Source organism: Lutibacter sp. (assembly GCF_021647475.1).
Taxonomy (GTDB): domain Bacteria; phylum Bacteroidota; class Bacteroidia; order Flavobacteriales; family Flavobacteriaceae; genus Lutibacter.
On sequence record NZ_JAKIUR010000067.1, the window covers coordinates 1 to 12119 of the forward strand.

13 protein-coding genes are annotated in these 12119 nt (G+C 28.6%); all 13 read right to left on the minus strand.

Going from position 1 to position 12119, the window contains the following annotated elements:
* On the minus strand, positions 1-938 hold a 938-nt coding region (locus tag L3J60_RS12160), incomplete at its 3' end, for an HAD-IC family P-type ATPase (RefSeq protein ID WP_291975826.1).
* A gap of 101 nt (positions 939-1039) precedes the next feature.
* Positions 1040-1483, minus strand: a complete 444-nt coding sequence (locus L3J60_RS12165) for a hypothetical protein (RefSeq protein ID WP_291975827.1) — start codon at positions 1481-1483, stop codon at positions 1040-1042.
* A 184-nt stretch (positions 1484-1667) separates the two neighbouring features.
* Positions 1668-1943: a hypothetical protein gene (locus tag L3J60_RS12170; RefSeq protein ID WP_291975828.1), complete on the minus strand. Its 276-nt coding sequence runs from the start codon at positions 1941-1943 to the stop codon at positions 1668-1670.
* A 244-nt stretch (positions 1944-2187) separates the two neighbouring features.
* Positions 2188-2382 carry a hypothetical protein gene (locus L3J60_RS12175; protein ID WP_291975829.1) on the minus strand — a complete coding sequence of 65 codons (195 nt, stop codon included), beginning with the start codon at positions 2380-2382 and terminating at the stop codon, positions 2188-2190.
* A gap of 25 nt (positions 2383-2407) precedes the next feature.
* The gene (locus tag L3J60_RS12180) at positions 2408-2794 is read right to left on the minus strand and encodes a DUF302 domain-containing protein (protein ID WP_291975830.1); all 387 of its coding nucleotides are present in this window, start codon (positions 2792-2794) and stop codon (positions 2408-2410) included.
* A gap of 55 nt (positions 2795-2849) precedes the next feature.
* Positions 2850-3074 (minus strand): SHOCT domain-containing protein, encoded by a 225-nt coding sequence (locus L3J60_RS12185; RefSeq protein ID WP_291975831.1) that lies wholly within the window; start codon positions 3072-3074, stop codon positions 2850-2852.
* A 52-nt stretch (positions 3075-3126) separates the two neighbouring features.
* A complete protein-coding gene (locus tag L3J60_RS12190; RefSeq protein WP_291975832.1) occupies positions 3127-3834 on the minus strand; it encodes a c-type cytochrome in 708 nt (235 codons plus the stop codon).
* A 442-nt stretch (positions 3835-4276) separates the two neighbouring features.
* Positions 4277-4699: a transcriptional repressor gene (locus L3J60_RS12195; RefSeq protein ID WP_291975833.1), complete on the minus strand. Its 423-nt coding sequence runs from the start codon at positions 4697-4699 to the stop codon at positions 4277-4279.
* Between the two features lies 1 nt (position 4700).
* On the minus strand, positions 4701-5039 hold the full coding sequence (locus tag L3J60_RS12200) for a P-II family nitrogen regulator (RefSeq protein WP_291975834.1): 339 nt from the start codon (positions 5037-5039) through the stop codon (positions 4701-4703).
* Positions 5040-5065: 26 nt separating this feature from the next.
* On the minus strand, positions 5066-6250 hold the full coding sequence (locus L3J60_RS12205) for an efflux RND transporter periplasmic adaptor subunit (protein ID WP_291975835.1): 1185 nt from the start codon (positions 6248-6250) through the stop codon (positions 5066-5068).
* Positions 6251-6297: 47 nt separating this feature from the next.
* The gene (locus L3J60_RS12210) at positions 6298-10689 is read right to left on the minus strand and encodes a CusA/CzcA family heavy metal efflux RND transporter (RefSeq protein ID WP_291975837.1); all 4392 of its coding nucleotides are present in this window, start codon (positions 10687-10689) and stop codon (positions 6298-6300) included.
* A gap of 70 nt (positions 10690-10759) precedes the next feature.
* Entirely contained in the window at positions 10760-11116 is a 357-nt protein-coding gene (locus L3J60_RS12215) for a DUF6660 family protein (protein ID WP_291975838.1), read from the minus strand.
* Positions 11117-11265: 149 nt separating this feature from the next.
* Positions 11266-12119: S41 family peptidase (locus L3J60_RS12220; protein WP_291975839.1), on the minus strand; the 854-nt coding region annotated here is incomplete at its 5' end.

The window sequence follows — 12119 nt, forward strand, 5'->3', positions numbered from 1 at the left end:
CCTAACGGAATTGAAATTACCAAAGCACAAGGACAAGATATAACTAAGAAAATTAAAGCTCTTTGAAACCACATTTGAAATACGTAAGCATCACCAAGAAAAAAATATGGAATAATAACCAACGCAATTGCTAACCAAAATACAATAGGCGTGTACACTTTTGCCAATCTGCTAACTAATAATTGTGTTTTTGCTTTTCTACCTGTTGCATCTTGAACAAGTTTTAAAATTTTAGAAAGTTTAGTATCTGCGTATTTTGTTGTTACTTTTATTTCTATCGGTGTATTAATATTAATCATCCCAGCAAGTACAGTTTCTCCTTTTTCCTTATTGTCTGGCACAGACTCTCCTGTTAAAGCTGCTGTATTTAACGTGCCTAATTCAGAAACCAACACACCGTCTAATGCTACTTTTTCTCCAGGTTTAACCTGTATAATTTGTCCAATTTCAACTTTATTTGGATGTTTAACTACTGGCTTCCCTTTTTCTAGAACAGTAACGGCATCTACTTGTACTTTTAACAAGGATTCAATAGAGCTTTTTGCTTTATTTACTGCTGCTTCTTGAAATAATTCGCCTACTACATAAAATAACATTACTGCTACAGCTTCAGCATAAGAATTTATAAAAAAGGCACCCAACGTAGCGATAGTCATTAAAACAAATTCGTTATAAAAATCTCTACTAATCATTAAAATTATTGCTTTAAGAATAGTTTGTCCTCCAATAGCCAAATACAGTATAAAAAACCAAATAAGAGAATCATCTTGATCAATAAATATTTTAGTAAATTCTTTTAGTAAGATACCTATTACCAACAGCACAAAAACTATTGCTGAAATTACATACTCATGTCTAAATTTATTAAAATTAATTTTCTTAGTCTCTTGGCTATAATCAACTGCACAAGCTGAACCTTCTTTACAATCTTCACTCATTATTTCTAATTTTTGTTTTCAAAATATCTAAATATAACATGCAATGGAAATGCATTTGTTAATTGTTATTTCTACTATTTATTATTAATTATTATACTCTTTTATACCTTTAAAATAAACTGAACAAATTGAATTTCAATTATGTTATCTATATTTGGTATTATTTTATTTAAGCCTATTTCATTAGCAAAAATTTTACCCATAGCATTTAAACGACATGAAAACGTAGAGCCTTCTTTAATATGCTGAAGGGTTGTTTTAAGCATAACTTTAAAGTTTTTATCTTGAAAATTAATATTTATCTGCCAACTAAAAATTAAAGGTTGATGTGGCTGTGCCATAAAATCGTCAGGTGGTATAGTTCCTGAAAAACTTATTAGTAGTGGTTGCTCGGCTTCTTTTAAATATTTTTTTAATTCAGGAATATCCGTAATTAAACTTTTAAGATTTAAAGTGCCATTTATTTTTTTGTTTATATAATCTAGATTTACATAAAGTTCATGACTTTCTGCCACAACAGTTTTGTTATCTATTTTAGCGATCATTTTTAAATGACCTTTTTTAGTCATATAAGTTGTTTGAGATTGTACCATTTGAAAGGATAGAGCATAGATACAAATGAAAAATACATTTTTTATTATCATAATTGAATAAATTAAGGCATTAAATTGTGAATATTATTAGGTGATTTTTTTTTGATTGCTTTCACATTCAAATTTTTTAAATAAGCTACATACAAAATAAAAACTTTGCAAATTTATTTGGCTTACTCTCTAAACAAAGTTTAGCTTGCTTAATTTCATTATTAAGTAATTCTATAAATTTTTCATTATCGCACAAGCCTATTTCAACACCATTTACTCTTGCTAAAATTAAAAGGTTTTTCTCTCCTATTAATCGTTCTCTAAGAGTTATACATTCATCTATATGATATTCTGCATTAAATTTTAACTCATTATAATTATTCGCTTTTTCAACATCCTCCACTGTTTTAATATTATTCATAATTATTTGTTTTTGTTAAATTTTATTTTATTGCTTTTTAATAATTATTGTAATTAATTTGAGACTTTACCTTTAGTAATAATGCTTTTATATATAACATATTTGCTTATAAAAACCCTACTTCATTCAGCCTCTTTTTTAATAAGTTTTGGGGTTAATTTATTACTTTAATCGATAAACTTTTACTTCATAGTTTTATCAATCTCTTTTTAAATCTATCTCTGTCCAGATGAGCTACATCTCATCATGTTTTATTACCTTTTTTTAAGTTTATAGCTTTTTTTTGTTCTAAATATTCATCCTTAGTAATTTCACTATTAGTATATCTTTTGTCAAGGATATCTAAAGTATCAATATTATTATTAGGTTCTATATTTTCTTTAAAAACCAAAATCAATATGAGTACCATTATGCTACAAATAAACCAAAATATCATCATGTCTTAAATTTTTAAGGTGTTATTATTAAATATTTTTAATAACTTTTTCAAGTTTTAATCTAATCTTTTCAGCAATTTTTTCTAATTTCTCATTTCCAACTGATTGCATTGAAGCTGAAGGATCAACTGCTGAAACTTCAATTTTTCCAAGCCTCTTTTCCTGAACAATTACATTGCATGGAAGCATGGTGCCAATTTTGTCTTCAGCTTGTAATGCTTTGTATGCAAAGGGCGGATTACAGGCTCCTAAAATTATATAATTATAGAAATCAACATCTAATTTCTTCTTTAAAGTAGCTTTGATATCTATTTCAGTAAGCACTCCAAAACCTTCCTTTTTTAATTCTTCTTTTACTTTTTCTATTGCTTGATTAAAATCTCCCGAAACAATTTTGTTAAAATAATAGTTCATAATAATAGTTATTTAATTATTTGTTTTATACTTGTTTTTTTCAAATTTATCATTCCTATTTTTTTTCTAATACACTTTTTCTTTCTTCATATTCTTCTGTAGATATTTCTCCTGAAGCATATTTCTCCTTTAATATTTTTAAAGATGATTCCTTCTCTTTTTTACTATCTAAATATGCTTTTAGCATTAAATAAGCAATAATTAATATGGCTAACCAGAAGATCCACCAGATTCCATGTGACATATAAAAATATTCTTTACTATCGCAATCATTCCACATAATTTTATAATTTAAATTGTTTTATACTATATCTATTAAAGTAATTTCTTAACTAATAACCCATCATCATACCACAACCACCTCGTCTCATTCTATAATTATTTTGGGAGTTGACTTCTAAAGAACTTAAATAGGTGTAAATATCTTCCTTATTTGTATTATCCATAGTGGCAAACGAAGGCATATAACAAGGCCCCATATTTAAAATTCGCTTAAATTGATTTATACCAACCCATTGATTAACCCCGTTTAGTACTGGTGGTTTCATTCCCATTCTCATACCCATTTGATTTTGATTTTGTGTTACTGAATTATTGGCCTCTGGTTGGTGACAACGTGCACAATTCGCTATAAAAAGATTTTTTCCTTTTTCTACTGAAGAAATTTTTGTTGCAACAGTAGATGTGGTTGATTCACCATATAAAAAACCTACAATAGCATTTCTTTCTGAATCAGATAAATGAGAAAAATTAGGCATTATGTTTCTTCCTGTTTGAAGTAACTCACCAATTTGATTTTTGCTTAACTTTTTATTAATATTTACCAAAGAAGGAAAAGTTGGTGGGTTTCCTTGACGATTGGAACCATGACAAGCAGCACAATTATTTTGAAATAATTGACTTCCTGTTATTTTTAATTCTTTTTTAATAGGCTGATAATTATTTGCTGTAGTTTTAGAATTGCTACTTTGAAAACCATAAGCAAACATAATTAATGTGGTTAATAACAAACCGAAACCTAAATTCATTTTTGTTTTCATAATTGTACTTATTTATAAATTAATATGCAATAAAAGTACATCAATAGGTAATGCAACAGAAGTGCATTATTTTGTGGTGATAGTGTTATTTAAAACCTGAGTTCGACCTAAGGATTTACTTTAAATAACTGAAAATCAAAATGTCATTGCGAAAATTATAAATGTAGTGCCATAATTTGGAGTAATCTTTTCATAAAAATGAGATTGCTTCCTTATTTCGCTTTGCTTCATTCATCACAATGACGTAGCTTGTTGATTTTCAACCTGGTATTTATTTTCTTACATCGAACTCAGGTTTAAAGTTATTTTGCACAACGATATTTACTATAAATAAAATACTATATTTTAAATAGTATTCTTGGAAAAATCCGTGTTTTCGTCAAATATTAATATAAATAATCTTGACTGGTAGATTTTGTAGTATTAGTAACCTTTTTACAGATTACAGTGATTTATTACACTTATTACAAATTCCCGTAACGGTTAAGCTAACATCATCTGCTATAAAACCATCGGGTAAATTTATATAAGGAATTTTGTTTTCTGGAAAACAAATAGTTTCATTACAAATTTTACAGTGAAAATGTACATGTAAATCGGTTTCTATTTCACAATGGCAATCTTCTTCACATAAAGCGTATTTAGTTACTCCGGTTCCATCATCAATTTTATGAACAATTTCTTTTTCAGCAAAAGTTTTTAAAGTACGAAAAAGTGTAGTTCTATCCGATCTATCAAAATGATTTTCTAAATCAGTTAAACTCATTGCTGCTTTTTCGGTTAAAAGAAATTGTAAAACCAACAGTCGCATTGCTGTTGGTTTTACATTATGTTTTTCTAATGTTTTTTCTAAATCAAGATTCATGTTAAAAATCAAACTTTTTAATAGATTTACAAGTTTTTATTCTGAATACATCTTTTACATCTGATATATAAATAATACCATCAGCAGGATAAGGTGTAGAGGCATTCTTACAAATTATTTCAATTACTTTTTCTGCTTCTTCATCTTGGCATACTAATTCTAACTTAATCATTTTACTATCCGCAAAATGAAATTTTAACGAAGGTAAGGAATCTTCTCTTTTATATGCTCCAGTTCCTTCACATTCTATTAAGGTAACACTTTTAAAGTTATTTTCCTTAAGTGCTTCAACCACTTTTTCTAACTTAATTGGTTTGATATATGCTTTAATTTCTTTCATGTTTAGTGTTTTTTTAACTTATTAATTTAATCTTCATCAGCAAATTCACTTTTTTGTAGTTCAGCATTTAGGTAATAAGCTCCTTTTATTGCAAACAATGTGTTTTTGGGAATTTTATTAATAAAAACGACTTCTGTAAATCCTAAATCTGAAATACCTCTATTTACTTGTATCTTTTCAAATTTAATTTTATTATTTATTTTTTCTTTCTGAAGAAAAACATAATCCAATCCTTTCTCCGTAACAAAAGCTCCGTTTGGTAAAGCACTTACCTCCTTATTTGATGTTGTTATCCTTGCTTCAACAAACATTCCTGTTAACAACCCTTTATGATTTCCTAATATTTTTGCGTGTACTTTAACGGCTCTTGTATCCATATCAAAAGCACTACCTAAGGCAAAAATTTCGGCTTCATAAATTTTATCAGGTCTTGTTGTTAAAGCAAATGTGATTTTTTGTCCTACTTTGGCTTTATCAATATCTTTTTCAAATACCTTTAAGCCAATATGTAAATGCTCATTATCAACAATTTCAAACATTTCTTGCTCTGGAGCAACAAATTTCCCAATATTAATTGCTATATTTTGTACGTATCCTTTAATTGGAGAAACTACAGGTATAGATGAAATAATTTGACCGTTTTCTGATGCTGAAACATTTATTCCTATTAATTGTAACGTTGATTTAGCTGCATTTAATGTAGATTTTCCATCGTTATAAGCTGCTTCTGCTTGTTGGAAAGATTTTTTTGAAGTAATACCATCTTTTAACAATTCTTTTTTACGTAAATAATCTTTTTCTAAAAATGAATAATTACTTTTTGCCGTTAAATATTCACGTTGCATAGTAATAAATTTAGGATTATTTAATCGGGCAATTACTTGTCCTTTTTTTACATAATCTCCTTCAATTACTGCTACACTTTGTACTCTACCTCCTACAATAGCACTAATACTTGCTATTCTTTGTGGTGGTAACTCTAATTGTCCATTTACTTTTAGGGTGGCTCCTAAATTTACTTGTTTAATAGCCCCCAACTCTATATCCATTACGTCTAATTGTTTTTGTTGCAGAGTTACACTATTTGTAGTTTCTTCTTTCTCTCCACTTTCTTTAGTAGTTTCTTCCTTTTGTTGCGTTGTTTTATTCTGGCAACTTGCTAAAAAAACAAGAAGTAAAAATATGCTGCTAATGTTTATTATATATTTCATCTGATTATTTTTAATATTTATTAAATGTCAATAGACACTTTCTTATTTTAATTATATTTTCCTATTAAATAGTTTATTTTATTTACGGTTTGATTGTACAAATTAAGCTTACTTAAATAATCTGTTTTAATTTGTACTGCCTGCTCTAAAGACGTTATGTATGCTACATAACCTACTTCACCTTCTTTATAAGCCTTATTGGCAGATGAAAATAACTTATCAGCCAATTGCAAACCTTTAGTTTCATAATATAATAACGAAGCTTTGTATTTTTCATAATCTTGTAAATTTGTTTTCAAAACCGAATTAACATCTAACTTGGTTTGCTCATAATTCATTTGAGCAATTTCACTGTTCTTTTTAGCTGCCTGAGTTTTTCCTTTTTGTGACCAAAAGAATACTGGCACTTTTAAACCTACTTGAAATCCTGTAAAATTTTTAACTCCTTCAATTTGTTGATTGAAATATCCAGCAGTTAAATCTGGTAAAAATTTAGATTTTTCAAGTCTATATTGCCCTTTTGAAATGGCAATAAATTGTTCTTTAAGTTTTAAAATTGGATTATTATTGCCTAACTCTTCAACTTGATTAAAAGGTATTTTTTGTAAGTTTTCATTTAAAATAGTTATTGAGTCATTCGTATTGAGCAACAATTGTAATTGTTTTCTTAAATTTTCAATATCTAAATTAGCTTCTAATTTTAATAAGCCTACTTCTTCTCGTTTACCTTCTGCAGCTATTTTTTCAATTAAGTTTGTTTCACCAAGTTCAAATCTTTTCTGAGCAATAATTGCAAAATTTTCATACTCTTTTTCTAAGGTTGAAATTAATGTGAATTTATTTTTAGCATACATTAATTGCATATAAATAGAACGTACATTTCGTTCTAAAATATTTCTCTTTAGCGTTAATGAAACCTCACTCAAAGCAATTTTCTCTTTTTGTAATTTTGATTGTATTCCATAAACTGTTGGAAATTTAAAATCCTGAGATATGCTCAATTCGTAATCTGTTTGAACTGCATTTATTTGCCCTTTTGTATATGAAATAGTTGTTTTGTCTAAATCAAAAGAAGCTTTTTTAAGACTTTCTTGTTTCTCAATTTCTAAATTAGCAGCTTTTATAGTTGGATTGTTATTGAAAGCTATTTCAACTGCTCCTTTAATGGTTATTTTTTGACTTTTTTCTTGTGCGATTGCAAAATTATTTCCTACAAATAATACAAAGCCTAAAATTAATATTGTTGCAATTTTAGTATTCATTGCACTACCTTTTCTATCTTTTCTTTTTTGTGAACTGCTCTCCACTAAATAATACAATACAGGTACCACTAATAAAGTTAAAAAAGTTGATGAAATTAAACCTCCAATAACAACTGTTGCTAAAGGCCTTTGTACTTCTGCTCCCGCTGATGCTGAGATTGCCATTGGCATAAATCCCATTATTGCGGCAACCGCTGTTAACAAAATAGGACGTAAACGCTCTTCTGTTGCCAATAAAATACGTTCTTTTATGTTTGTCATTCCTTCTAATTTTAAACTATTAAACCTACTTACCAACACCAATCCATTTAAAACAGCGACACCAAATAACACTACAAAGCCAACGCCTGCTGAAATACTAAAAGGCATACCTCGAGCTGCTAAAAAGTAAATACCTCCAATTGCTGCCAGTGGCACTGCCATATATATCATAGTAGCTTGTGTAAATGAATTTAAAGCAAAATATAACAGTATAAATATTAAGAATAAAGCAATAGGTACTACAATTGCTAAACGATCTTTGGCTCTTTTTAAATTTTCGAAAGAACCTCCATATTCAATAAAATATCCATCGGGTAAATTTAATTGGGCATCTAGTTTTTGTTGTACTTCTTCTACCATAGACTCTACATCTCGCCCTCTTACGTTAACGCCAACGGATACTCTTCGGTAGGTATTATCACGTGAAATTTGCATAGGTCCTGGTTTATAACTAATCTCTGCTAATTCTTTAAGTGGAATTTGAGAACTTTCATTAGGTAAATCAACAAATAAGTTTTTTAAATCATCAATACTTTGCCTATAAGCACTAGAAAAACGAACCACTAAATCGAAACGTTTTTCACCTTCAAAAATAATCCCAGCATTTGCTCCTGCGAAAGCAGCACTCACATATTGATTTAGTTTTTTGACAGACAAACCATATTTAGCTAATTTTTCTCGTTGATAATTTACTGTAATTTGAGGCAAACCTTCCGTTGCTTCGGCACGCACATCTGCAGCACCATCAACTGTTTTAATAATTTTTGCCATTTCTTCAGCTTTAGTTGCCAAAATATCTAAATCATTGCCATATAATTTTATAGCTACATCTTCTCGTACACCTGTAAGTAACTCATTAAAACGCAATTCAACTGGTTGTGTAAAAATGAAGTTTACACCTACAATACTTTTTAGCTTCTCTTTCATTTTTTCTATTAATTCTGCTTTAGTTGTTGCCGATGTCCATTTATCCATATCTTTTTCTAAAATGATAAAACTATCTACAATATCCATAGGCATTGGATCTGTTGGTATTTCTGAAACACCAATACGACCAACCATTGTTTTAACTTCAGGAAAATTAGAGGTTATGATATTTTCAACTTCTTCAGAAATTTTAATAGATTCAGATAAAGAACTTCCTGGTTTCATAATAATTTGCATCGCAATATCTCCTTCATCTAACTTCGGAATAAATTCGCCTCCCATTTTAGAAAATACAAAACCAGCAATAACAAATAATAATACTGCAATGGCTATTACTGCTTTTCTAAAGTTTAAAGCTCTTTTTATTAATGGTTTATATACTTTGAAAATACTTGCCATCATTTTATTACTCAATTTTGTTAGCCAATCTTCCAATTTTGTAAACCAGGTTCTATTTTCTTGTGAAGTTGGTTTCATAAACAATGATGCCATTACAGGAACATAGGTTAAACACAATAACAAGGCTCCTAAAACTGCAAACCCAAAAGTAAATGCCATTGGTCTAAACATTTTGCCTTCAACACCTGTTAAAAATAATATAGGTGTAAATACAATTAAAATAATAAGCTGTCCAAAGAATGCTGAATTCATCATCATACTACTTGATTTATAGCTTAATTCATCCATTTCTTGTGATGTAAAATCACCTTTATTCTTTTTAATTCGCTGTTCTATGTGGTGTACTGTTCCTTCTACTATAATTACAGCTCCATCTACTATAATTCCAAAATCAATGGCTCCTAAACTCATTAAATTTGCCCAAACACCTGTTGCTTTCATTAAAATAAATGCAAATAATAGCGAAAGCGGTATAATTGAAGCGGTAAGCAAACCTCCACGTAAACTTCCTAATAATAGTACTAAAACAAATACTACAATTAACGCACCTTCAATTAAGTTTTTTGAAACGGTACTTGTGGTACGAGCTATTAAATCACTTCTATCTAAAAATGGTTTTATTTCAAGTCCTTCAGGTAGTGTTTTTTGAATACTTTCAATACGTTTTTGCACGTTTTTAATTACCTCGTTAGGATTTTCGCCTTTTAACATAAGCACTTGACCTCCAACAGATTCTCGTCCATCTTCAGTGAAAGCTCCGTAGCGTACCGCAGATCCAAAACGAACTGCATCTGCAACATCTCTAATTAAAATTGGTGTATTTTCATTATTTTCAATAACAATATTTTTAATATCATCTATGGATCTGGCCAAGCCTTCTCCACGAATAAAATTAGCTTGATGATTTTTTTCAATATAAGCACCTCCTGTGTTAGAATTATTATTTTCTAATGCCTTAAAAACTTCGCTTATGCTAATTCCCATGCTATATAATTTATTGGGATTTAAAGCGACTTCGTATTGTTTAACATTTCCGCCAAAAGAATTTATCTCAACAACGCCTGGTACTAATGCCATTTGCCTTTTAACAATCCAATCTTGAATGGTTCTTAGATCAGAAGGTGAATATTTGTTCTCAAATCCTTTTTTTGGAACTAATGAATATTGATATATTTCCCCTAAACCTGTGGCAATAGGAGCCATAAAAGGTTTTCCAAAACCTGCTGAAATATCCTCTTGAATCTCTGTTAATTTTTCTTGCACTAATTGTCTTGGTAAATAAGTGCCCATTTCATCTTTAAATACAATGGTGACTACTGAAAGTCCAAAACGCGATACGGAACGAAGTTCTGTAACACTAGGTAAATTAGCTACCGCCAATTCTATAGGATAGGTTACAAATTGTTCTATATCTTCTGTTCCTAAATTTGGTGCAACGGTAATTACTTGTACTTGGTTATTTGTAATATCGGGTACAGATCCCAATTTTACAGTCATCATTGAGTACGTTCCAGCACCAATAAGTACTAAAATAAATAAGCCAATAATGAATTTATTGTTAATAGAAAAACGAATGATTTTATTGATCATTTTTAAAAGTTTAAATTGTTATAAATTGATAATTCCTGAAAATAGTAGGTATTTAAATCGGTTTTATAACTTAAACTCTGGGTGGTTGATAAATTTTAGAAAGATAATTGTTAGCAAAGAAAGTATTGTCAAGTGTACTCAATTCTTTAGTTGAAATCTTAATTTGAATAACTTCTTGATAAATTGATTGCTCTGTTAAAAAATTAGCACAACAAACGCAAGAACAGAAAGGTGAACATAAATCGAACGTGTTGTGATTAATATCATCTGAACTTTGAAGAATTGATAGTTCTTGTTGTATATCATCTATATATACATCATCACACGGTATTGCTGTTAAAACAACCGTATAAATAGATAATATGATGACTATTAATTTCATAAACGGGTCAAAAATAAGAAAATAATGAATGCAATTGGGTTGCATTTGTATAATTAATTAAAAATAGTGCATTTATTATTTTATTATGCTTATGTAAATTAGTGTTTTTGCCTAACTAAAACTTTTATTTTTTACTTATTATTTCAATTTTCACTTAATTTTAAGTACTAATTTTATGAGTTGTTAGTAAAAAACTATTTGTATTCTAATATTTCAATTGTTCTCTTTATCCATTCGTATGGTTTAATAGTTTTATCAAAATAAAAATCTGGTTGTATTCCTTTTCCATCAATTAACATTTCTGGTATTCTATAACTTTTTGTCAATCCATACCATAATGTAAATTCTCCACTTGGTGAATTTACCGAATACATATTTGATATATCCAAAGAGCCTCCTGTTGTAGTTCCTAATAATTTTACTTTTTTACTTTGTTTGGCTGCTAATAAAAATTGTTCGGTTGTACTTCCGCAATTACCATTAATTAAGACAGCAATGTTTTTAGGATATGGTAAAATTGCGTTTAATGTGTCAATATCAACAATATCATCTTCAAGGTTTACAAATTCGCCTAAATGCTTATTTAATTTTTCTAATCCATTTTTAGCCCATTTTTTATCTTTTTCACTCCAATCAGGGTCATTCATAAACTCAATCATTCGTTTATTGTTCAATTTTGTTGATAAATATTGGACACCTAAACTCCTAATTGGATTAGTATATAAATATGGAATTATTTTCCTATAACTTGCGTCAGAACCTCCGCCATTATTTCTTAAATCAATAATTAGGTTTTCTGTTCCAGAAATTAATTTATTATTAATTTCTAATAAACTATCAATTTCTTCTTTAAAACGATGCGTAAAAGAAGGTATTCTTAACAATATCGTAGTTTTAGATATCTTTTCAATAAATGGTTTATCTGCATATATTGATTTAAAAAATAGTTCGGTTTTTGGGTCTGTTTTTAATACAGGTTTAATTCGTTTTAAAACTATGAAATCTGCTAACAAATAATTATTTCCTGCAATATCAATATTGTTAATTT